The sequence below is a fragment of the Bradyrhizobium australiense genome (assembly GCF_013114825.1).
Classification (GTDB): Bacteria; Pseudomonadota; Alphaproteobacteria; order Rhizobiales; family Xanthobacteraceae; genus Bradyrhizobium; species Bradyrhizobium australiense.
Map to the genome: position 1 here is coordinate 580655 of NZ_JAAVLX010000003.1, position 22753 is coordinate 603407.

At 63.5% G+C, this 22753-nt stretch carries 22 protein-coding genes and 1 pseudogene; 7 read left to right on the forward strand and 16 right to left on the reverse strand.

Annotated elements, in window-relative coordinates; translation table 11 throughout:
- Positions 1 to 7: 7 nt before the first annotated feature.
- The 6 genes from HCN58_RS09850 to HCN58_RS09875 all read right to left on the reverse strand — a co-directional run bounded on the left by HCN58_RS09850 (position 8) and on the right by HCN58_RS09875 (position 5656).
- Positions 8 to 691, reverse strand: a complete 684-nt coding sequence (locus HCN58_RS09850) for a DUF6064 family protein (protein ID WP_171579154.1) — start codon at positions 689 to 691, stop codon at positions 8 to 10.
- Positions 691 to 1608: an aldo/keto reductase gene (locus HCN58_RS09855; RefSeq protein ID WP_171579155.1), complete on the reverse strand. Its 918-nt coding sequence runs from the start codon at positions 1606 to 1608 to the stop codon at positions 691 to 693. Before HCN58_RS09855 ends, HCN58_RS09850 begins: the two co-directional genes overlap by 1 nt.
- A 154-nt stretch (positions 1609 to 1762) precedes the next feature.
- Complete coding sequence (radC, locus tag HCN58_RS09860; protein ID WP_171579156.1) at positions 1763 to 2476, reverse strand: RadC family protein; 714 nt, start codon at positions 2474 to 2476, stop codon at positions 1763 to 1765.
- A gap of 106 nt (positions 2477 to 2582) precedes the next feature.
- Positions 2583 to 3137 (reverse strand): hypothetical protein, encoded by a 555-nt coding sequence (locus tag HCN58_RS09865; protein WP_171579157.1) that lies wholly within the window; start codon positions 3135 to 3137, stop codon positions 2583 to 2585.
- A 268-nt stretch (positions 3138 to 3405) separates the two neighbouring features.
- Positions 3406 to 4230 carry a type I methionyl aminopeptidase gene (gene map / locus HCN58_RS09870; protein WP_171579158.1) on the reverse strand — a complete coding sequence of 275 codons (825 nt, stop codon included), beginning with the start codon at positions 4228 to 4230 and terminating at the stop codon, positions 3406 to 3408.
- A gap of 115 nt (positions 4231 to 4345) precedes the next feature.
- Entirely contained in the window at positions 4346 to 5656 is a 1311-nt protein-coding gene (locus HCN58_RS09875) for a mechanosensitive ion channel family protein (protein ID WP_171579159.1), read from the reverse strand.
- 226 nt (positions 5657 to 5882) lie between these two features.
- On the opposite strand from HCN58_RS09875, the gene HCN58_RS09880 reads away from it, so the two are divergent.
- On the forward strand, positions 5883 to 7676 hold the full coding sequence (locus tag HCN58_RS09880; RefSeq protein ID WP_171579160.1) for a potassium/proton antiporter: 1794 nt from the start codon (positions 5883 to 5885) through the stop codon (positions 7674 to 7676).
- A 243-nt stretch (positions 7677 to 7919) separates the two neighbouring features.
- On the opposite strand, the gene HCN58_RS09885 is transcribed toward HCN58_RS09880, so the two are convergent.
- The gene (locus HCN58_RS09885; RefSeq protein ID WP_171579161.1) at positions 7920 to 8147 is read right to left on the reverse strand and encodes a dodecin; all 228 of its coding nucleotides are present in this window, start codon (positions 8145 to 8147) and stop codon (positions 7920 to 7922) included.
- Between the two features lie 203 nt (positions 8148 to 8350).
- Complete coding sequence (locus HCN58_RS09890; protein ID WP_171579162.1) at positions 8351 to 8608, reverse strand: sulfur globule protein precursor; 258 nt, start codon at positions 8606 to 8608, stop codon at positions 8351 to 8353.
- A 278-nt stretch (positions 8609 to 8886) separates the two neighbouring features.
- Here HCN58_RS09890 and HCN58_RS09895 point away from each other — a divergent pair, with 278 nt between their 5' ends.
- The 3 genes and pseudogenes from HCN58_RS09895 (at position 8887) to ilvD (ending at position 12858) form a co-directional block, all read left to right on the forward strand.
- The gene (locus HCN58_RS09895) at positions 8887 to 9816 is read left to right on the forward strand and encodes a glycine reductase (protein ID WP_171579163.1); all 930 of its coding nucleotides are present in this window, start codon (positions 8887 to 8889) and stop codon (positions 9814 to 9816) included.
- 62 nt (positions 9817 to 9878) lie between these two features.
- Complete coding sequence (locus HCN58_RS09900; protein WP_171579164.1) at positions 9879 to 11072, forward strand: CaiB/BaiF CoA transferase family protein; 1194 nt, start codon at positions 9879 to 9881, stop codon at positions 11070 to 11072.
- 134 nt (positions 11073 to 11206) lie between these two features.
- A pseudogene (ilvD, locus tag HCN58_RS09905) lies at positions 11207 to 12858 on the forward strand (dihydroxy-acid dehydratase).
- A 181-nt stretch (positions 12859 to 13039) separates the two neighbouring features.
- Here the strand turns inward: ilvD and modC are convergent.
- The 6 genes from modC to HCN58_RS09935 all read right to left on the reverse strand — a co-directional run bounded on the left by modC (position 13040) and on the right by HCN58_RS09935 (position 18041).
- Entirely contained in the window at positions 13040 to 13699 is a 660-nt protein-coding gene (modC, locus tag HCN58_RS09910; RefSeq protein WP_171579165.1) for a molybdenum ABC transporter ATP-binding protein, read from the reverse strand.
- A 2-nt stretch (positions 13700 to 13701) separates the two neighbouring features.
- Entirely contained in the window at positions 13702 to 14397 is a 696-nt protein-coding gene (gene modB, locus HCN58_RS09915) for a molybdate ABC transporter permease subunit (RefSeq protein ID WP_171579166.1), read from the reverse strand.
- A complete protein-coding gene (gene modA, locus HCN58_RS09920; RefSeq protein WP_171579167.1) occupies positions 14397 to 15182 on the reverse strand; it encodes a molybdate ABC transporter substrate-binding protein in 786 nt (261 codons plus the stop codon). Before modA ends, modB begins: the two co-directional genes overlap by 1 nt.
- 216 nt (positions 15183 to 15398) lie before the next feature.
- The gene (locus tag HCN58_RS09925) at positions 15399 to 15923 is read right to left on the reverse strand and encodes a Spy/CpxP family protein refolding chaperone (protein WP_235983516.1); all 525 of its coding nucleotides are present in this window, start codon (positions 15921 to 15923) and stop codon (positions 15399 to 15401) included.
- Entirely contained in the window at positions 15923 to 16900 is a 978-nt protein-coding gene (gene mepA / locus HCN58_RS09930) for a penicillin-insensitive murein endopeptidase (RefSeq protein WP_171579169.1), read from the reverse strand. Before mepA ends, HCN58_RS09925 begins: the two co-directional genes overlap by 1 nt.
- 139 nt (positions 16901 to 17039) lie before the next feature.
- The gene (locus HCN58_RS09935) at positions 17040 to 18041 is read right to left on the reverse strand and encodes a Bug family tripartite tricarboxylate transporter substrate binding protein (protein WP_171579170.1); all 1002 of its coding nucleotides are present in this window, start codon (positions 18039 to 18041) and stop codon (positions 17040 to 17042) included.
- A gap of 113 nt (positions 18042 to 18154) precedes the next feature.
- On the opposite strand from HCN58_RS09935, the gene HCN58_RS09940 reads away from it, so the two are divergent.
- The 3 genes from HCN58_RS09940 to HCN58_RS35665 all read left to right on the forward strand — a co-directional run bounded on the left by HCN58_RS09940 (position 18155) and on the right by HCN58_RS35665 (position 20572).
- Positions 18155 to 19339, forward strand: a complete 1185-nt coding sequence (locus tag HCN58_RS09940; RefSeq protein WP_171579171.1) for an FAD-dependent monooxygenase — start codon at positions 18155 to 18157, stop codon at positions 19337 to 19339.
- A 429-nt stretch (positions 19340 to 19768) separates the two neighbouring features.
- Positions 19769 to 20311, forward strand: a complete 543-nt coding sequence (locus tag HCN58_RS35660; RefSeq protein WP_376701170.1) for a PAS-domain containing protein — start codon at positions 19769 to 19771, stop codon at positions 20309 to 20311.
- A gap of 27 nt (positions 20312 to 20338) precedes the next feature.
- Complete coding sequence (locus HCN58_RS35665; protein WP_235983518.1) at positions 20339 to 20572, forward strand: diguanylate cyclase domain-containing protein; 234 nt, start codon at positions 20339 to 20341, stop codon at positions 20570 to 20572.
- A 337-nt stretch (positions 20573 to 20909) separates the two neighbouring features.
- Here HCN58_RS35665 and HCN58_RS09950 read toward each other — a convergent pair whose 3' ends face one another.
- Positions 20910 to 21308, reverse strand: a complete 399-nt coding sequence (locus tag HCN58_RS09950) for a hypothetical protein (RefSeq protein ID WP_171579172.1) — start codon at positions 21306 to 21308, stop codon at positions 20910 to 20912.
- Positions 21309 to 21406: 98 nt separating this feature from the next.
- On the reverse strand, positions 21407 to 22579 hold the full coding sequence (locus HCN58_RS09955) for an acyl-CoA dehydrogenase family protein (protein WP_171579173.1): 1173 nt from the start codon (positions 22577 to 22579) through the stop codon (positions 21407 to 21409).
- Positions 22580 to 22753: the final 174 nt, after the last annotated feature.

Sequence of the window (22753 nt, forward strand, 5' to 3'; positions counted from 1 at the left end):
CGCATGTTCACGCGGCTGGAAGCGATCCGCGCTGACGGATGATCGTCCAGATCCAGGCCATAGCGGTAAGCGCCACGGCGCCATAAGGAGCCCAGGCTTGCGGCTCTCCCATCGTCGCAAGGGTCATGCCGCTCATGAGGCACCAGAGAACGGGGATTGGCAGCAACCATGGCAACAGCCTGCCGCGGGCGAGGAGCACAACGCCGAGCGTCGCAATCGCCATCGGATCCGGCGCGATGCCAAAGACCTCGGACGCGGCCCAGCCGCGTCCCTGCAGCGGCGCAAGCAAGGGCTGTCCGGCGATCGCGAAGCCAAGGATGAGATACCCGATCCAACCGGCAGGCCGGCGCCGGTCGAAAGCGAGACCATCGAGCAACGATGAGGCAAGGAGCAATGCGCCCTCAACGAAAAATCCCGGCGCGATATAGGCGGCAGCCCAGTTGATGGTCGCGTAGCGGCTCCACAGGAAGGACCACCCGACGAAGATCCAGAGGATCGCCAGGATAAGTGCGATCCAGCGCGCCCAGGTTTCCGGCCGCCACGCGATCAGCAGGATGATGAGGAGGCCGGTGGCGAGCGTCACGACGTGTAGAGGCCAGAGCGTCGCATTGTGTAATTCGAACATGCGCCAGTAGACGCGTGGCGAAAACAGCAGGAAATCCTCCGCCCGATAGGTCCACCACTCCGACATCAAAGCGCCTGCACGTGAGCCGCGATGCGCTGCCGCGTGGCCGGATCAGGCATCGTTCCGGCGGCGGCCGAGAGGTTTTCACGCACATGGTCGACGCGGGTGGTCGCCGGAATTGCGACGGTGACGGCTGGGTGAGACAGGATGAACTTCAGCATTAGCTGCGCCCAGCTCGACACCCCGAGTTCGGCCGCCCATTCTGGCAGCGGCTTGTTCTTGAGGCGCTGGGTCAGTTCGCCCTGCCGGAACGGCCGGTTGACGATCACGGCGATGCCGCGCTCTGCCGCCAGTGGCAATAGCCGCGCCTCCGCCTCGCGATCAACGACATTGTAGGAGAACTGCACGAAATCGACGGGCTCGTTCCGCATGATCTGTTCGAGAAGATCATGACGGCGGCCTTCTGACGTGGTGATTCCAACGTAACGCACCGCACCGGCCGACTTCATCGGGAAAAGCATCTGCAGATGCGGCTTCCAGGCGAGGAGGTTGTGAACCTGAACGAGGTCAAACTTCGGCACACCCCAGAAGCGGCGCGATTGCTCGATCTGGGCTGAACCCGCCGTTGCCGAGAAGGTCCATACTTTTTCGGCCGAGAATAGCGCAGGAGGTCGTCCGAGTTTTTGAAGGCCGTAGCCGACCACTGGCTGCGACGAGCCATACATGGGAGAGGAGTCGATCATGCGGCCGCCCGCCTCGAAGAAGGCGGCCATGACATCAGCGCATTCGTCCCGGAGCACCGGATCGTTGCCGACGTTGAAGGTGATCCAGGTCCCCAGCCCGACCATCGGCATCTCCTCGCCGGTTGAAGGTATTTGACGCCGGCCGGGCTGGTCTTGCTGCGCATGGAGCGAGATTGGCAAGAGCGCGGCAGCGGCCGTTGCCAACGAGGTCTGCACGAAGGTTCGGCGTGTCGTCTGCATCCGGCGCTCCATCATGGCGGCGGCAAACTGGCCGCGTAGCAAATGCGCGGAGCAACGCCCCACCAGCTTCGCAACATGAAATTGCCGATCACGGCACTGGACTAAATATGCAGGCGTGCGCCGCCCTCAATCCACGATGGACAGCCAAAAATTGCTAGATCAGCTTCAGTCCCCTCAAACTTGCGTGACCGTTCTTGCCGACGATGATGTGGTCGTGCACCGAAATGCCGAGCGGGGTGGCGATCTGGACGATCGCCTTTGTCATATGGATATCGGCCTGCGACGGCGTCGGATCGCCTGAGGGGTGATTGTGCACCAGGATCAGCGCGGTCGCCGATAGTTCGAGCGCGCGCTTGATCACCTCGCGCGGATAGACCGGCGTGTGGTCGACGGTGCCGGTCTGCTGCACCTCGTCGGCGATTAGTTGATTGCGCTTGTCGAGGAACAGCAGGCGGAACTGCTCCTTGTCGGCGAATGCCATGCCGCTCCGGCAATAGTCGACCACGTCGTTCCAGGAGGAGAGCGCAACCTTGCGCTTGATCTCGCCCCTCGCGACCCGGCTCGCGGCGGCAGCGAGCAGCTTGATCTGGTTGATCGAGGCCTCGCCAATGCCATCGACCTCGCGCAGGCGCGCGACCGGGGCGTGGATGACTTCGGCGAACGAGCCGAATTTTTTCAACAGCGCTTTCGCCAGTGGCTTGGTGTCGCGCCGGGGCAGGGCCGGAAACAGTGCCATCTCCAGCAGTTCGTAATCACTCAGCGCCTCCGGCCCGGCGCCGTAAAACCGCTCACGCAGCCGCTCGCGATGGCCGTGGTAGTGCGGCTTGTCGCTGGCCGGGCTTTCTGTGGGATCGATCTTGGCGGACATCGGCACAAATGTGCCGTGGACACGAATTTTTGCAACCGGGAAAATCGCAGTGATTGATTTCGCGACCGCTTTCGCCCAGTGGTAGGCATTCAGTTAAAACGCTGGACTACGCTATCCTCGTCGCCGTCCTCGGATGCCCGCTCCTCTTGAGGTGAAATTCGCCGGTCAGCCGCCACGTCTGCCGCTCGTCCGCCGATTCGCGGCTGATCCAGTGCAGCGAATTGGCTTCGATCTCGGTGAAGCACCACTGGCAAATGGTGCCTGAGGCGTCGCGATATTCCTGCACGATGTCGTCGCCGACCTGCCGGCCGATCATCTGGTTGTATGACTGCCTCACCGGATCGACGAAAATGATCTGCCAGTTGTCCTGCCCGGGATCGTAGATCCGTAAAGTCGTGCCGTACATCCTGTCGCTCTCTCCGGCCGCACGCCCGGTTCGCGCGGGCACGATCCAGACGTCCTGGATCGCGCGGCCCTGCAGCGCCCAGCCGAAATGCACCTCGCAACTGGAATCGAAGCGCTCGCCGTTCGCGCGGTGCACCGTCACGGTGCCGTCCCATGCGCCGACGAACCGGCCATACAGCATCATCTTGTCGGCGCGATCCGGCGCTGGACCGCTGCTGCATAGTGCCTCGGTGAATGAGAGGGCTTCACTGGCCATAATGTTCTCCCGTCGAATTCGTACTCTTTGGGGAGATTTCGCAAATGAGGATGCGTACCGCTTGGAAAAAATTGCGGTTTAGTGGGCAAGCCGGATGGGGCCAAGCGTGGCCGATCTCTGATAAAAAGGCGCCGCGGAGCGCGGCGCCTTCTGTTCCAATCAACGCGCGATCAGGCCTTCACGCCGTGAGCGCATAGCCGTTGCCGTCCTTCGAGAGCGCGCCGGAAGCCGGAGTGATAACCGGCGATTATGCCTCGCGCCGGCCCAATTATGACGTCGCCAGCGGCTTCTCGCCGTTGCGCTCTGACAACGTAAAAATTTCGACGCCGGTGGCGGTCACGCCAACCGAATGCTCGAATTGCGCCGACAGCGAGCGGTCGCGCGTCACCGCGGTCCAGCCGTCGGACAGGATCTTTACATGCGGCTTGCCGAGATTGATCATCGGCTCGATGGTGAAGAACATGCCGGGCTTGAGCATCACGCCTTCGCCGGGCCGGCCGATATGGATGATGTTGGGCTCGTCGTGGAACATGCGCCCGAGGCCATGGCCGCAGAAATCGCGCACCACGCTCATGCCCTGCGGCTCGACAAAGCTCTGGATGGCATGGCCGATGTCGCCGGTGGTGGCGCCGGGCTTCACCGCGGCGATGCCGCGCATCATCGCCTCATAGGTCACCTCGATCAGCCGCTCGGCCTTGCGCGCGATTGGAGCGATAACGTACATGCGGCTGGAATCGCCGTACCAGCCGTCGACGATCAAGGTGACGTCGATGTTGACGATGTCGCCTTCCTTCAGCGCGCGGTCACCCGGCATGCCGTGGCAGACCACATGATTGATCGAGGTGCAGGTCGAGTAGCGGTAACCGCGATACATCAGCGTCGCCGGATAGGCGCCATGGCTGAAGGCGAAGTCGCGGACGAACTCGTCGATCCGCGACGTCGGGACGCCCGCCTTGATGACGTCGGTGAGCTCGTCGAGGCATTTGGCAACCAGCGCGCCCGCCTTGCGCATGCCGGCGAAGCCGCTCGCGCCATGCAGCTTGATCTGGCCGGTTTTTCGCAAGGAGGTGTCTGACGCTTCAATATAGCTCATGGGTGGCCATGCTTCGGAGGAACGGTAATGGGCTGATTTAAGTGCCTAATTTAATGATCGGAACGGTCAGTGCAAGCCGAGGTTGGGCCATGGCGCGGCGTTAAATGGCTTGCATCTAGCCGGAAACTTCCACCACGGGCTCGACCGGCAGCGCGCCGCCGCGGACGCGGATTTCGCGGACCGGATAGGGAACGCGGATCCCCTCCCGCTTGAACGCGTCCCACAGCGCCAGCATCACGTCGCTCTTGACGTTGTCGAGGCCATCAGGATCGGGCAACCAGAAGGTCAGCGAGAACTTCATCCCGGCCTCGGCGAATTCGGTCAGGATGCAGTTTGGGGGCTTGTTCTTGATGGCGCGCGGCACGGCGCCGGCAACGTCGATGGCCAGCTTGCACACGGCCCGCGGATCGGCGTCGTAATTCGTGCTGAACAGCACCTTCACCAGCGTGTTCTTGTCGGTATAGGTCCAGTTCACGACCTTCTGCGTCACCAGATCCTCGTTCGGGATCAGGAACTCGCGGCCGTCGCCGGCGGCCACCGAGATGTAGCGCGTCTTCATCGTGCTGATGCGCCCGGTGTTGTCGCCGATGGTGACGAGGTCGCCCGGCTTCACCGACTTGTCGACCAAGAGGATGATGCCGCTGATGAAGTTGGCGACGATCTTCTGCAGGCCAAGGCCGATACCGACGCCGGCCGCGCCGGTGAACACCGCAAGGGCCGCGAGGTTGATGCCGACCGCGCTCAAGGCGACCGCAATGGCAAATACCATCAGCGTGAACCGGACGATCTTGACCAGCAGCACCTGGATCGACGGGGTCAGGTCGCCGGACCGGGTGATGCGGCCTTCCACGAAATTGCTGGCGATATTGGTCAGCCACAGCGCCACGATCAGGAGCGCACCTAGCTTGATCAGCAGCAGCGGCGTCAGCCTGAGATCGCCGAGCACGATCGAGACCGAATCGAGCGCCTCGACCACCGGCTCGAGCTGGCCCAGAGTGCTCAGGGCCACGACCAGCCAGGCCGATATCGACACCAGCCGGACCACGAAGGTATTGCGGATCACCGACGTGACGAGATTGATGACCAGCCACGCGAAGGCAAGCTTGGCGGCAACTGCGAGCAGATAGGAACGGCTCGGCCAGGTCGACGCGATCATGACCCCGCGCGCCAGCGTCATCAGAAGCGCGAACACCGCCGTCGGCGTGCTGCCGACCAGCACGCGGACGAACAGTCGGAACGGCGCCGGCCAGCCCATCGCAACAGACGAAACGTCTATCCTCGAGCGCACCGCGGCGGCGCCGGCCCAGGCGATGCCTGCGGCGGTCAGGATCAGTCCCAGTTGCAGGTAGAACCAGGGCGAGGTGACCTCCGCGCCGACCGACCGCGCGGCGTTGTGCAGGATCTCGATGATCTCTTTCCAATCCATCGGCAAAATCTCGTTCGAGGCGACCCGACCTCATCAGGCAAAGTTGATTCGCAAGGCGCAGGCAGATTCCCACAAGCGGAGTGCGGACGCCATTGATACGACGGTCGCGGGAGCAAGTAAGGCCCGTAAATCGGGCGCATTGGCGCTATCGCAGAAATGGGTTGGCGATCAAGTGTGGCAACGATAAGGATGCAATTGCAAGTATTTGCGACGATATCGGAGGTTCATGGCTTCTCTCGACTCGGTCAGCATCGCCATCTTTCTGGGCGCCATTCTGGTGATGGCGGGCATCCTGTCGAGCCTGCTTGCGCTGCGCTTCGGGGCGCCGCTGCTGCTGGTGTTCCTCCTGATCGGCATGCTGGCCGGCGATGCCGGGCCTGGCCAGCTCAGCTTCGACGACGTCCGCACTACCTATCTGGTCGGCTCGGTGGCGCTGGCGCTGATCCTGTTCGACGGCGGCCTGCGAACGAAATTTCAGAGCATTCGCACGGTGCTTGCGCCCTCCATGGTGCTGGCGACCATCGGCGTGCTGGTCACGGCGCTGGTTACCGCGCCAGCGGCCAAATACGTCCTCGATCTGAACTGGACCGAGTCGCTGCTGGTGGGAGCTGTCGTGGCATCGACGGACGCAGCGGCCGTGTTTCTGCTCGTGCATACGCAGGGCCTGCGCCTCAGGCCGCGGGTCGGAGCAACGCTGGAAGCCGAATCCGGCACCAACGATCCATTCGCGATATTTCTCACCCTGATGCTGGTCGAATTCATTTCGATTGGCGAAAGCTCGCCGGCGCACGTTGCCATCGAGCTTGCCCGGGGCGGGTTGCTCGGCGCGGTAGTCGGCGTCATTGGCGGCCGGCTGATGGTGCTGACCCTCAACCGCATGGCGCTGCCGCAGGGCCTGCATGCGCCCTTCGTTACGACCGCTGCGCTGGTGATCTTCGGCGCAGCGCAGATCTTGCAGGCCTCGGGCTTTCTTGCGGTCTATCTGGCCGGCATCATCCTCGGCAACCGGCCGACGCGCGCGCATAATTCGGTGGTGACGTTTCTCGATGCAGCGACCTGGCTGGCGCAGATCGTGATGTTCGTCCTGCTCGGCCTTCTTGCGTCGCCGCAGCGCCTGCTGGATAGCGTGGCGCCGGCCGTCGTCGTGGCACTCGTGCTGATGCTCGCGGCGCGACCGCTCGCGGTGCTCCTATGCCTGGCGCCGTTCCGGTTCAACTGGCGGGAAAAGGTTTTCATCGCCTGGACCGGCCTGCGCGGCGCGGTCGCGATCTTTCTTGCTTCGATCCCGATGCTGGTCGGGTTGTCGAAAGCCTATCTCTATTTTGATGTCGCTTTTGTCGTGGTCGTCATCTCGCTCTTGCTGCAGGGCTGGACACTGGCGCCGGCGGCGAGGTGGCTGCACGTCGCCCTGCCGCGCGCCGACCGCGGTCCGCGGCGCGTCGAACTCGATCTGCCCGGCCAGCTCGAGCAGCAACTGGTCGGTTATCCCGTACGGGCGAAGAGCTTGTATTTCCGCCGTGGCCTCACGCCATCCTGGTCAAAGCCGACGCTCGTGATACGTGACGAGCGTATTCTCTCGCCTGCCGAGGCCGATCCGATCGAAGCCGGCGACTACATCTATCTGTTGGCGCCGCCGGAAAAGGCCGAGGCGCTGGATCGCTTCTTTGTCGAGATGCCGCCGAGCACGGCGCCCGACCCGCATCTGCTCGGGGATTTCATGGTGTCGGGCGAGCACACGCTGGGTGAGCTGGCGGAGGTCTATGGCGTCGCCATCGGCGATGATCAGGCGAAGATGACGCTGTCGGATTATTTCGATATCCATCTCGACCACGCGCCGAAAGAAGGCGCGGAGCTGACGCTGGATCCCATCGTATTGGTCGCGCGCAATATCAGTGGCGGCCGCGTCAACGTGGTTGGCCTGCGGCTGCCAGAAGATGAGGAGAAGGTTATTCCTGTGACACGCTGGCAAGCCTTCAAGCGCAAGCTTGCGGAGATCTGGTCGTCGGTGGCAGGCGTTTGACCGCCACAATACTCTCGCTGGCGTCATAAGTCCCTCATGGTGAGGAGCGCGAAGTGTGTCTCGAACCATGAGGTCCGTCCGCGGCCTGCATCCTTCGAGACGCCCGCTTCTCGCGGGCTCCTTCGGAATAAGCGCAAGTGCGCTTTTTCCTGAGATGAGAGGCTTGAGCAGCTATGACGCAGTACAACTAGGGTTCCTCACAGAGCGCGACGTTTGGATTTGATGAGGGGCGTTGCGCCAGAGTTACTCTTCCAGCGTAAACCCGACGCGCAAGGTGACCTGGTAGTGGCGCACAGACCCATTTTCGATATGGCCTCTGGTTTGCACGACTTCGAACCATTTCATTTCGCGAATGGTCTTTGATGCACGGGTGATGGCGTTCTGAATGGCTTCTTCGATGCTCTTTTCGGAAGATCCAACGAGATCCAGGATCTTGTACACGTGGTCCGTCGTTCCAGCGGTATCAGGCATTGCTAACCTCCGTTGCGGCGATGGGTGCCTGTTTCCTCCTGTTCAAAGTTCTGATGCGATCAGGAGCCTGTCCATTCTGAACGAGTTTTCAAGCTCTTCAGTTCCATCGAAAGCCGACGGGTATCAGGAGGCCATTCGACAGACCGAAAAGGCCTCAGCCGGTCGGCTGAGGCCTTCCCTTCCAGCGCGCTTTTCAAGCGCGCTCAGTAGAGTGGGCCGCAGATGTAGACGGTGCGCGGACCATATTTGGTGAAGATGGTCTTGTAGCAGCTTCCGCCAACATAGAACGCCGATCCAAAGTGGTGATGGCCCCAGTGGCCGCCGTGGCCATGGCCACCGTGCATGCCGTGGCCACCATGGCCGCCATGACCGCCATGCCCGCCGCCGGCGGACGCCGGTGCAACGGCTGCCGCAGTGAGGGCGAGAGCGGCAACGGCCGCGAGGGAAATCTTGCGAAGCATTTACATTCTCCAATCCAGGCGTGATTGCCTGATCTGCCTGTGAGACGCGGCCGGCGCGGAGAAAGTTCGAGGGATTTTCATGAACCAGCGCTCACGTGTGACCTACAGCACGCAACGAGCGTTCAACGCCATGCAGCCCTGAACTCCGCGGTCAGGAAGCGCGATCCCGCGCAGGTCTGATGCAATATCCGCAGTTGAGGAATGAACGGAGTATCATTAGCCTGTGGCCGAAGGTCGCTTCACAGGCCTCACGGTGGAAACGCAGGAGAGACACAACAATGTCCGGCCCCTCTGACGACCAGCTCGACTTTGCGCCCGATTATGATTCTCCCGTTCCTTATATGCAGCGGACCCGCGAGTACTACGCGGCGATCGGCTACACCACGCCCTATCGCTGGGCGCATTACGTCGATGCGCCGTTCCAGCCGCTGAAAAAGCCGCTCGCGCAATCGCGCGTTACCATCGTCACCACGGCCGCCCAGTATGATCCCACCAAGGGCGATCAGGGACCGGGCGCGGCCTACAATGGCAGCGCCAAGTTCTACAAGGTCTATGACGACGACACCTCGAAGCAGCACGATTTGCGCATCTCGCATATCGGCTACGACCGCAAGCACACCACGGCAACTGACAGCGGCACCTGGTTTCCGCTGCCGCAGCTTCTGAAAGCCAGAGCCTCGGGGCGGATTGGCGAGGTCGCGCCCCGCTTCTTCGGCGCGCCGACCAATCGCAGCCATCGCGTCACCATCGATGTCGACGCCCCGGATATCCTCGCCCGCTGCCTCGCCGACAAAGTCGATGTTGCCGTGATCGTTCCGAATTGCCCGGTCTGCCACCAGACGTCGGCGCTGGTTGCACGTCATCTCGAAGCCAACGGCATCGGCACCGTGGTGATGGGTTGCGCCAAGGATATTGTCGAATACGCCGCCGCACCGCGCTTCCTGTTTTCGGATTTCCCGCTCGGCAATTCCGCCGGCAAGCCGCACGATCTGGAGTCGCAGGCGCTCACGCTCGAGTTGGCGCTGCGGCTACTGGAGTCTGCCCCCGGCGCGCACACGACAATGCAGTCGCCGCTGCGCTGGAGCGAGGATGCGTCCTGGAAGCTCGACTACAACAACGTCTCGCAGATGAGCCCGGAAGAGCTGGCGCGGCGCCGCGCCGAGTTCGACAAGCAGAAGGAAATCGCGCGCAGCAACCGGGCGGCCTGAACCCGCGCGGGTTCAGAACCAGAAGACGCAAAACAAGAAGAGCGATTTCGGAGGACGTCCATTTGACCCGACCGTTCGAAGGCGTGAAGATTCTCGACTTCACGCAGGTGCTGGCTGGCCCCTACGCGAGCTACCAGCTCGCGCTGCTCGGGGCCGACGTCATCAAGGTGGAGCGTCGCGAAGGCGAGGACATGCGCCGCACGCCGCTCAGCCGCGAATGGGCTGAGCGCGGCCTTGCGCCGGGCTGGCAGGCGATCAACGGCAACAAGCGCAGCCTCACCCTCGATCTCTCGAGGCCGGAGGCGATCACCATCGTCAAGCAGCTCGCCGGCCAGGCCGACGTGGTGATGGAAAATTTTCGCCCCGGCGTGATGGACAAGCTCGGCATCGGCTATGCCGCGCTCTCGGCGATCAATCCGCGTCTGATCTATTGCGCCATTTCCGGCTTCGGCCAGACCGGGCCGGAACGATTGGGCGCAGGCTATGACGGTAAGATCCAGGCGCTGTCCGGCATCATGTCGATCACCGGCCATCCTGAAACCGGACCGACGCGGGCGGGCTTTGCGGTCTGCGACGTTCTGTCCGGGGCTACCGCAGCCTTCGGCGTGTCGAGCGCGTTGTTCCAGCGCACCCATACCGGCAAAGGGCAGATGGTCGACGTCTCCATGCTCGAGGCGACGCTGGCGTTCCTGTCCGGGCAGGTCGCGGACTACTCGGTCGCCGGCCATCGCCAGCAGCTTTCCGGCAATCAGGCCGTGAGCCGAAGGCCCACTGCCAATCTGTTCAAGGCCGGCGACGGCTATCTGCTGCTCGCCGTCAACAGCGAGAAGCAATACCGTGCGCTGATGACCGCGCTCGGCCGTGCGGACGCGCTGGATGACCCGCGCTTCGTTGACTGGTTTGCCCGGCAGGAGAACGAGAAGGCTTTGCGGGCCATTATCGAGGAGGCGCTATCGAACAAGGACCCGCGCGATTGGGAGAAGATCCTGGAAGCCGCGGGCGCGCCCTGCGCCAGCATCTGGAAGATCGAGGAGGTGATCGAGCACCCGCAGATCGCCGCGCGCGGCGCCATTCAGGAGATCGATACGCCCTATGGCCGCTTGCGTTTTGCCGGTAGCGGGTTCCAGCTCGCCCATGGGGGCGGGCGGCTCGACCGCATGGCGCCGGCGCTCAGCGCCCATACCGAGGAGGTGCTGGCCTCGCTCGGCTATGACGCGCAGACGATCGCGGAACTGCGCGCGCGCGAGATCGTCTAGCGGCAGCCGGGCAAGGGCGTTTGCACCCTGTCCCGTTTTGGACTCGTCGGCGCATAACGACCCTGCACCAAGCCGCTTTAAGCGGCAGGGCTTACCGTCTAAAAGACGCCTTTCGCGATCCAAGAGGATAGATCATGCCCGCCTACCGCTCCCGAACCACGACACACGGCCGCAATATGGCGGGCGCCCGCGGCCTCTGGCGCGCCACCGGCATGAAGAACGAGGATTTTGGCAAGCCGATCATTGCCGTGGTCAATTCGTTCACCCAGTTCGTGCCCGGCCACGTGCACCTGAAGGATCTCGGCCAGCTCGTCGCCCGCGAGATCGAGAAGGCCGGCGGCGTCGCCAAGGAGTTCAACACAATCGCGGTCGACGACGGCATCGCAATGGGCCATGACGGCATGCTCTACAGCCTGCCGTCGCGCGAGATCATCGCCGACAGCGTCGAGTACATGGTCAATGCGCATTGCGCCGACGCGATGGTCTGTATCTCCAACTGCGACAAGATCACGCCCGGCATGCTGATGGCGGCATTGCGGATCAACATCCCGACCGTATTCGTCTCGGGCGGGCCGATGGAATCGGGCAAGGTCAACATCAAGGGCAAGCTCCGTGCCGTCGATCTGATCGACGCCATGGTTGCGGCTGCCGACAGCAATGTCAGCGATGCGGATGTGGAAGCGATTGAGCGCTCGGCCTGTCCGACCTGCGGCTCGTGCTCGGGCATGTTCACGGCCAATTCCATGAACTGTCTGACCGAGGCGCTGGGGCTTGCTCTGCCGGGCAACGGCTCGGTGCTGGCGACGCATGCGGACCGCAAGGGCTTGTTTGTGGAGGCCGGGCACCTGATCGTCGACCTGGCGCGGCGCTATTACGAGCAGGATGACGAAACCGCGCTGCCGCGGACGATCGCGAACTTCAAGGCGTTCGAGAACGCGATGACGCTCGACATCGCCATGGGCGGCTCGACCAACACGGTGCTGCATCTGCTGGCGGCGGCTTACGAAGGCAAGGTGCCGTTCACGATGCAAGACATCGACCGCCTGTCACGACGCGTGCCGGTGCTGTGCAAGGTCGCGCCATCGGTGGCGGACGTGCATCTGGAGGATGTTCACCGGGCCGGTGGTATCATGGCCATCCTCGGCGAACTCGACCGCGCGGGCCTGCTCAACCGCGGCCTGCCGATGGTTCACAGCAAGACGCTGGAAGATGCGCTGAGCCGCTGGGATATCAAGCAGACCAGGAGCGAAAGTGTCAGAAAGTTCTTCACGGCGGCGCCGGGCAATGTCCCGACGCAAGTCGCGTTCAGCCAGGAACGCCGGTTCGAAGAGCTCGATGCCGATCGCGCGACAGGCTGCATCCGCGATGCCGCGCATGCTTTCTCTAGGGACGGCGGTCTTCCGGCATGCAGGAGATGCTGTACCCGACGAGCTATTTGAAATCGAAGGGGCTCGGAAAGGTCTGTGCGCTGATCACCGACGGCCGGTTCTCCGGCGGCTCCTCGGGCCTGTCGATCGGACACATCTCGCCGGAATCCGCCGAGGGCGGCCTGATCGGCCTCGTGGAAGACGGCGATCTCATCAAGATCGACATCCCCGCGCGCTCGATCAGCCTCGCGGTCGATGACGTGACGTTAGCAAAACGCCGCGAAGCTATGCTGGCCCGTGGGGCCGACGCGTGGAAGCCGGCCAGGAAGCGCAGCCGCAATGTGACGACGGCGCTGAAGGCCTATGCGGCGCTCACGACGAGCGCCGCGCGCGGCGCGGTGCGGATTGTGCCGGAGTGAGCTTGCGGCTTGCTTTACCTCTCCCGCTTGCGGAGGAGGTCGGGCATCGCAAGATGCGATCCGGGTGGGGGCACTCTCTCCATAGGGGCAGTGTGACCCGCGGCGGCACCTCCACCCCGGCCCTCCCCCGCAAGCGGGAAGGGAGCTCGGTCCCGTTGCGGCCGCACTTACTCACAATACGCTACGTCAGCACCTTGACGCCGCCGAGCGCGGTGACGCGGCCGTGCTTGAGCATCACGATCTGTGTCGCGAGCTGACGCAGCTCGGCCGCGTCGTGGCTGACATAGACCATGGGGATGCCTTCGTCGCGCAGCCGCACCAGATAGGGCAGGATTTCCTCCTTGCGGCCTTCGTCGAGCGAGCCCAGCGGCTCGTCCAGCAGCAGTAAACGTGGCTTCGACAACAGTGCGCGGCCGAGCGCCACACGCTGGCGCTCGCCGCCGGAGAGCTTTCCGGGGCGGCGTTCCAAGAGGCCGCCGATGTCGAGCAGGTCGGTGATGCGTGTGAGCTGTGCGGAATCCGTCGCGAGACGGTTCATGCGTCGGCCATAGTCGAGGTTTTGCCGCACATCGAGATGCGGAAACAGCCGTGCGTCCTGAAACACGTAGCCAATCCGGCGTCGGTGCGGCCGTACGTGGACGCCCGCGGAAGTATCATCCAGTGTTTCGCCGTCAAGCGCGATGACGCCGCGATCGGGCCGCATCAGACCGGCGATCATGTTAATCAGGGATGTCTTGCCGGCGCCGGACGCCCCGAATAGCCCGGTGACGCGGCCCTGGCTTTCGAAGGAAGCCTCCAGCGAGAATTCGCCGAGTTGCTTGGTGACGTCGACGCGCAGCATGGTCAGTTCCCGTGCAGGCGTTTCGTCGCGCGCCGCGCGAACCATTCGGACGCAATCAGGGCGCCCATGGCGATCACGATGGAAATCAGCACCAGCCGTCCCGCCGCGGCATCGCCATCCGGCGCCTGGATCAGCGAATAGATCGCCGACGAAATGGTCTGGGTTTCGCCGGGGATGTTCGAGACGAAGGTGATGGTGGCGCCGAATTCGCCGATCGCCTTGGCAAAGCCGAGCACCATGCCGGCCAGCACGCCCGGCAGCGCCAGCGGCAGCGTTACCGTCGCAAACACCTGCCAGGGTGCTGCGCCGAGGGTGCTTGAGGCCTGCTCCAGCCGGCGATCGACCGCCTCGATCGACAGTCGGATCGGTCGCACCAAGAGTGGAAACGACATGATGCCGCAGGCCAGCGCTGCGCCCGTCCAGCGAAACGCGAACACGATGCCGAGGTTATCGGCGAGCCACGCGCCGACCAGGCCGCGGCGGCCGAAGGTCAGCAGCAGCAAATATCCGGTAACGACCGGTGGCAGCACCAGCGGCAAATGGACAAGGGCGTCGAGGACGGATTTGCCCCAGAACTCACGCCGCGCTAGCAGCCATGCCAGCCCGATGCCAAAGGGCGTCGCCACCAGTGTTGCCATGATGGCGACCCGCAGCGACAGCAGGATGGCGGTCCATTCGGCGGGCGAGATCTCGGACATCAGGTTGAGGGGCTGACGAGGAACTTGAAGCCGTATTTATCAAAAATAGTTTTCGCCGCCGTTGAGCGCAGAAAGGCGAGATAGTTCAAGGCTTGCGGCTTCGCGGTTGTCGTCGCCGCTACGGGATAGATGATCGCGGGATGGGAATCGGCCGGGAAGGTGCCCACAACCTTGACGCCGGGCTCGGCCTTGGCGTCGGTGGAATAGACGATGCCGAGCGCGGCCTCGCCGCGCGCTACCAGCGTCAGCGCGGCGCGAACGTCAACGGCCATCGCGAATTTCTGCTCAGCGGCCTGCCATGATCCGAGCTTTTGCAGCGCCGCCTTGGCGTATTTGCCGGCGGGCACGGATTTCACGTCGCCGGTGGCGATCCTGCCGTCGCCGGCGAGCCTTGAAAGATCGAAGCCTGGGCCGATGTTCACATTGTCGATTTTCGAATCCTTCGGCGCGATCAGCACGATGCTGTTGCCAAGCAGATTGACCCTGCTCGGTTCGTTGATGGTCTTCTTTCCGATCGCATAGTCCATCCAGTCGATGTCGGCGGAGATGAATACATCGGCGGGCGCGCCCTGCTCAATCTGTCGGGCGAGCGCAGAACTGGCGGCATAGCTGACGGTGATCTTGACCCCGTTCTTCGCGGCATAGGCGGCGTCGATCTCGTCGAGCGCATTCTTCATCGACGCCGCGGCGAAGATGGTCAGGGACTTTTCCTGCGCGGCGGCGGGCGACGGGATAGCTGCCAGTGACACGGAAAAGGCCAGGACAAGGCCGGCAAGACGATTCATCGGGCGCTCCATGCGTGATTGCGGGCTGCGGTCGCAGCACAGCAAGACAGGCGTTGGTTGGGTGAGGCGACCGTCGGAAGCGCCGTTCCGGTATTCCCCCGAAAGACTTGCGGTCGATCGGGATCATCGCCAGCCCTGACAATAGTCAGGATAGGAAAGGAGGTAAAGGCGGCTGCACCGCCTTGCAAGGTGCAGCCGGGCCAGCTTGCCGGACCGTTAATGGTGATGGTGTCGCTTGTGCCCGCTGCTGCCGTAACCCCGCAACTCCGCATATTTTGTCATCTGCGACGGGGTCAAAATGCCTCCGGTCGACAAATGATATTTCAGATGGGTCTCGCGCAACATCCCCTGCGTGGCGGCAACGGCCGCGGTGGACGCTTTCAGACTTTCCGGCGTGACAGTGCGGGTGGCAAACTGCTTGTCCAGTTCGGCTTCCTGCTCGATCAGCTTGGCGCCCAGCGGCATCGCTTCGCCTTTCATGGAATCGAACAGGCGCTGCATGCTGGCGCGTTGTGCGGCGGAGAGTTCGAGCTTGTCGGCAAGCTCGAGAACGTGCGATGGCCCCGGATAGCCGTTTAGTTCGGCCGCGAGCGCCAGGCCCATTCCGCGGCCGGCGCCGAGGTCGGCAATCTGCTGCTCGGATAGCGCCTTGATCGAGCGGGTCTGCATTGCTGCATAAGGGGTCTGTGCGTTCACGCTCGTGACGAATGCGATCGATGCAATCAGGGGCCAAACTTTCATCATCGTTCTCCGGTCGGTCTGCTTGATACTTCGTGTTTGGCATCCGGTGCCTTCAGCACCGTCTTGCAGGCGGGCGGCAGCTCCGCCATCGTCATTGGCGGCTTCGGCTTCGGGGGCACTTTCGGCGGTTTCGGATGTAGCACCGCATCGCTGAACCAGTAGGCGAGATCGCCCGCGCTGCAGCCTTCGCCTTCGTTCGGGTCGGGCTGGCTCTCGCATTCAGTTGCGCCGGGCGGGCATTTGATGCGGATGTGGAAGTGATAGTCGTGGCCGTACATCGGCCGCACCTTGTGGAGCCAGCCGCGGTCGCCCTTTGCCTCGCGGCACAGCGCCTTCTTGATCGCGGCATTGACGAAGATGCGCTGTACGGTGGGCTCCAGTGCAGCGGCGCGGATCACCGCGAGATGCCCCGGCGTGAACACTCTTGGGTCGATATCGAGCCGGTCGTCACGCACCATCATCACCGCCGACATTTCCTCGCGCTCGTTGCGCGACAATTGCCGGCTCGGCATCGGCGTTAGCCAGATGTCGGCGTCGAGCCCCACCTGATGGCTGGCGTGCCCGGTGAACATCGGCCCGCCGCGCGGCTGCGACATATCGCCGACCAGGATGCCGGGCCAGCCCGCATCCCTTCGCGCTTTTGCGGCCAGCCGCTTGACCAGTGCGACCAGATCGGGATGGCCCCAGTAGCGATTGCGCGACAGCCGCATCACCTGCCAATTATCGCCGTTGATCGGCAGCCCTTCCGCGCCTGCGATGCAGCCATGGGCGTAGAACCCGTGCACGCGCGTCGGCATCGCCGCCGGCAGCTCCTTGCGGCCGAACAGCTCCTTGGCAGCGATCTTGGGGTCGTTGGGATTGGCGAGCGGCGGCAGCGGTTTTGGATGGACCGTGCCCTTGTCCTGCGCCCATGCACTCGCGGCATTGGCGGCGGCTAGCAAGGCTATGAGGGGGATCAGAATCAGGCGGGGGTTCATCGGACCAGAGAGTTCATCGGATAACTCAATTCGCGCTAACGTAGCATGAAATCGATAAGAGAGGACAGGCGCCACAAGCGCAATTGCGTGACCCCCGCTCCAACGCACTGCCCGCATCGAGATCGACTAACGCGGGCCCTCACTGCAGTTCGATGTTGGCGGACTTGATCACCGCGGCCCACCGGTCGATTTCCTCGCGCATGTAAGCGGATGACTTGTCGACCGCACCGCCGAAAATAACGGCGGATAGCTTCTTGAGCTGCTCCTGCACGCGCGGCTGGCGCAAGGCCTCGTTCACATCGGCATTGATCTTGTCGACGATGTTTTTCGGAGTTTTGGGCGGCGCCACGATGCCGTACCAGGCGACCGCTTCGAAACCCGGCAGCGTTTCGGCGATCGTTGGTACGTCCGGCAGCGCCGGCAGCCGTTCGGACGAGGCCACGGCGAGCAATTTCAACTTGCCGGCCTGAACGAGCGCGAGCGAGACGCCGAGATTGTCGAACATGACGTCGACATCGCCGGCGACAAGCCCCTGCAGCGCGGGCGCCGAGCCGCGATAGGGAATGTGGCGCAGCTTCACCTTCGCCATCAGTTGAAACAGCTCCGATGTCAGATGCGAGGTCGTGCCGTTGCCCTGCGTGGCGCAGATCGTCTTGTCGGAATTGCCTTTCAGATATTCGATCAATTCGGGCACGCTCGATGCCTTGATGCTGTTCGGATTGATGATCAGCGCGTTCGGTACCTGGGCCATCACGATAATCGGCTCGAATTTCGTCGGATCGAAGCCGAGCCGGGGGTACAGATTGTGATTGATCACAAGCGGCGGCGGTGGTGATGAGAGCAGGGTGTAGCCGTCAGGCGCCGAATGAAAGACCTGTTCGGCGCCGATGTTTCCTGCGGCGCCCGTGCGGTTTTCGATGACCACCGGCTGGCTCCATTTGCGTGACAGCCAGTCCGCGACAATCCGCGGAATGGCATCGGCCGTTCCTCCGGCAGGGAAGGGCACGACGATCTTCACGGGACGGTCCGGATAGTCCGCGGCCGATGCATGCGCATAAAAATGCGCGGACAAGACCAGAACCATCGGCAGTAGCGCCAGTTTACGGGAGGTAGCAAGCAGAGCTAGCATGGAGCCGCGCATCGAAACTCCTCCTGCTGCCGTTCTCCGTCCGGTCTATGGTGCCGGCATTTGGTGTTTGCAGCAAAGAAGGATAGCTTGAACGAGCAAGTTTCCGAAGCCTTTTGCGTGGAACGATGACGCAGCCGCAGCTCACTGTTGTGATCATTGGGGGCGGAATCGGCGGATTGTTCGCCGCGAACGCGCTGATCGCTCACGGCTTCGACGTTTCCGTCTACGAGCAGGCACCCGCGCTCGGCGAGGTCGGGGCAGGGGTATTCCTGACGCCAAACAGCGTGCGGCAATTGCAGCGAGTAGGCCTCGGAGATCGGGTGGAACGACAGGGCGCCAAGGTCGGTACCGGCTCTCACTATTTTCGCCACGACGGCGCACCGATCGCCCCGGTTCAGGTGACGGACTCGGCGGGCTGGAATGCGACGTTCGGCATGCATCGCGCGGACCTGGTCGAGATTCTGGCCAGCGCATTGCCGCCCGCCGTGGTTCGCACGGATCATCGCGCCACAGGCTTTGAGCAGGCCGATCAGGTTCCGCGTGTGACATTCGCCAACGGAGCCGTCGCCGAGGGCGACGTCGTCATTGCTGCGGATGGCATCCATTCGGAGCTCCGGCGCTATGCGGCGCCGCCGTCGCGGCCGGTGTTTCACGGCTCCGTCGCGTATCGCGGCGTGCTGCCGCATCAGCGCATTCCGCACTGGCCGACCGATTGCTGGCAGATGTGGCTGGGTCAGGGAAAACATTTTCTCAGCTTTCCGGTCCGATCGGGCGAACTCATCAACTATGTCGGCTTCGTGCCGGCTGATGCCGAAATGAAAGAATCCTGGTCTGCGCCCGGAGATCCCGACGTGCTTCGCCGCGAGTTCGAGGGCTGGGACCCGCGCATCGACGCGTTGTTAAGCCAGGTCGACAAGACGTTCCGATGGGCGCTGTACGATCGCGAGCCGCTGCCTACCTGGACGCGCGGCCGCTTGGCGCTGCTCGGCGATGCCGCGCATCCGATGCTGCCGCATCTCGGCCAGGGCGCCAACCAGTCGATCGAGGACGGCATGGCGCTGGCAACAATTCTGGCGCGGGCGTCGCGCGCCAACGTGCCTGCCGCGCTGCTGGCTTATGAGCGGCTGAGGCGCGAACGGGTAGCGGCGGTTCAGCGCGGTGCGCGCGAGAACGGGATGCGCTATGACTCGTCCTACGCCGATCTCGGCGTTCGCGATGCCGAGATAGCAGACCATGCGGCGTTCCGCAGACGGCTTTACGATCACGATGTCGTACCGGAAGCGCAAGCCGCGGCAACTTCCCTGTGTTGAACAGGCGTTGGGCGCGGGCGCCTTAACTGTGCGATAACCCTCCCGATCATTGACGAATATTCATGCGCACGTTCGGCGTTTCGCGCATTCCTTGTGCATCCGCCGCGCGAGTAGCTGTGCCTCGGCGGCCGCGCATGGATTTTGCCATTGTATCGGCGGTCTGCACCGAGGTCAGCACACGCAAAGCGTGTGCGTGTCTTTTTGTCAGGCGGCGCATGAGCGCGCGCGCGTGAGCAGTTTCTACGAGAAGAGATACCTTTTTCAGAGACTTATCTGAAAACTTTGCAACTGTGAAGCTGCCTGCCAGCCGCCGCCCTTGCGTGAGGCGAGGTCTCGCGCACGCGCGCCGAGGTCGAAGCCGCGCTGGCGGAGACGCGCAAATCGCACGAGCGCTTGCGTGAGGCGATCGACATCCTGCCGCCGGGGATCGTGTTTCTCGACGCCGAAGGCCGTTACATTCTCTGGAACAACAAATATGCGGAGATGTATAGCCGCAGTTCGGACCTGTTCAGGCCGGGCGTGCGGCTGGAGGATACGATCCGCGTCGGTGTCGCGCTGAGCGATTATCCGGAAGGATCGGGCGCGAAGAAGAATGGATCTCAGCGAGGCTCAAGAAGCTGCAGCAATCCGGTTCCGATGATCGTCTGCGCGCGCGGTGACGAACGAATTCTCGCCGTCAATGATTCTGCGGTCCAGCATGATGGTTACACTCGCGGCGAATTCGAGAAGCTCACGATCCGCAACCTGCAGGCCTTCGACGTCGAGCCGCCATGGGCCGGCGAACACGCTGGCGACGGGGGCGCGCGCGGCCCGCGCGTGGAAGCATGTCAGGGCCGACGGCGCGCTGATCGATCTGGCGATCTATTCGCGCCAGCTTGTTTACGGCGACCAGCCTGCGGTCCTGCTCGCGCTGATGGACACCACCGAGCGCAAGCGCGCCGAGGCCCGGCTGACGTTCATGGCCAAGCATGACGGGCTGACCGGGCTGCCGAACCGCAATTGCTGCGTCAGCAGATGGATGACATCCTGCTGCGCACTCGCCGCAGCGCCGAGAAGGTGGCGGTGCTCGTGCTCGGCCTCGATCATTTCAAGGGGGTGAACGATACGCTCGGCCACGGCATAGGCGACAAGCTCCTGCGCGGCGTCGCCAAGCGATTGCAATCGATGCTGCGCGAGGAAGATGCGCTGGCGCGGCTCAACTCCGACGAATTCGCGGGCCGGCGATGGCGATGAATCCGAGAAACTGCTGAAGAACGCCGACCTCGCATTGTCCCGCGCCAAGAACGATTCCCGCGGCACGTTCTCGTTCTTCGAGGCGGGAATGGATGCGCGCGCCCAGACCCGCCGCAAGATCGAAACCGGCCTGCGCGAAGCCGTCCAGGGCGATGCGCTGCGGCCCTATTACCAGCCGCTGGTCGATCTTCGAGCAGACGCATCACCGGCTTCGAGGCGCTGGTGCGTTGGCCCGATGAAAGCCTCTGCGCAATCCGGGCACCGCCGCGGAGCCGGATTTCGCTTCGCTCCATCCGCGCTGCGCGCTAACGCACTATCCCGGAATAACGCTCATCGCCTATCTCTTGCGCGCAGTCTTCCGCGCGCCTGATCGTGACGTCTTGCGTGCGCTGGATCGTGTCGTTTTGCGGGCGCTGGACCGTGCCGCTGCGTTTCGCTTGCGCGTGGCGGCTGCCTTCTTCGCCGAGCGTGATCTCGCCGCTGCAGGTCGGCTGGCAGCGGCCTTGCCGCCGCGCGCGCCGCCGATCCGGCCGCCGCGCTTTGCGGAGACATTGGTGTCCTTGACACCGCGGCCGGAGCCGCTCTTGTTGCCGCCGCCGGTTTCCTTGTTGACGGTGGCCCAGGCGCGTCGCTCGGCCTCCTTCTTGCCGACGCCTCGATCTTCGTAACCTTCCTCGATATGCTCGGCCTTGCGTTTCTGCTTGGTCGTGTAGCTGGACTTGTCACCGCGGGGCATGTCGTATCTCCCTCGTTGTTGCGGTTACGAGGAAGCAACGCGCGCCTTACGAGGGGGTTCCTAGCCGGGTCCGTCGCGTACCAGTCGGGCCGGCCGCTTCATCGCGTCGTCGGCGGCGCGTCGAGATTGCCCGAGAGGATCGCCCGGCCGGCATCCTCGTAATGGGCGTCACGGCCCTGGATCTGCTGCGCGATGGCGTGCATGTCGCGAAAGCGGCGCTCGAACTTGTTGGCGTTGAATACGGCTGTTGCGCCCGTCATGTGATAGGCGGTGTCGACCACGGCGGCCGATTGATGGATGGTCCATGTCGAGGCGATGCGCAGCGCCACGCGGTGGGCCTCGGTGATAACAGCGCCTTGCGACAGGTCGCGCCACACATCCGCTGCAGTGGCATAGAGATAGGCGCGGGTGGCGCGCAGTTGTGCCTCGGTGCGCCCGATCAGGCCCTGTACGGCGTTGTTGTCGCGCATCGCCTTTGACGCTTGGGGCGTCTTGCCCCTGGCAAGGTCGATCGCCGCATCCAGCGTGGCGCGGGCGACGCCGAGCGAGGTCGCCGCAAAGCCCATGCCGAACACCATGTTGGTGGAGAGCTTGTACAGCGGCCCGTTCTCGCGCAGCGCCGCCGGATCGTCGCGAAGCGCTGCGAACTTTTCCGGAATGAACAAATTGTCGACCGAATAGGAATCGGTGCCGGTGCCGCGCAGCCCGATCACGTCCCAGACGTCGTACATCGTGGCGCTGGTCGCCGGAAACAGGATGGTACGAATCTCCGGCGAACCGTCCGGCCTGCGCCGCACCGTGCCGTCGGCTTCGACGACCCGGACATGGGCGCCGAGCCAGCTTGCCTGCCGCGAGCCGGAAGCAAAATCCCAGCGCGCGCTGGCCTTGTAGCCGCCGGGAACCGCCTGCACTTCGTGGTTGATCGCGCCCCAGGCTAGAATGCCGGGCGCGACGTTGAAGATTTCGTTCGCAGCATCGGGATCGAGATAGGCCGCGGTCATGGCGCAGACGCTGCACTGGCCAAGGCACCACGCGGTCGAGGCGTCGGCCTTGGCGACTTCCTCCTGCATCTGCATAAAGGTTTCGAGCGGCACCTCGGCGCCGCCAAAACTCTTCGGCAGCAGCGCGCGGTAAAGCCCGTTCTCGATGAGCGCCTGTGTCACCGCGGGCGTCAGGCACCGCGCCCGCTCGATCTCGTCGGCCTCGCGCGCGATCAGTGGCGCCAGCGCCCGCGCCCGTTCCACAAGGTCGATGCCGGGCTGTCTGTTCATGCGTTTCCTCGCACTCGCTTGTTCTTGGCGCAGCCGCGATGGTGGCCCATCCGCCGCCGTCGATCAAGGCGAAGCGGGCGCAACGCCGTGGATCGTGCAGGAGTAGTTTATGCAACCTCAGGTGCGCTCCGTCGCAAAATGCGGTATTCTCAAAGGGCGGCAGGGAGGATGCTA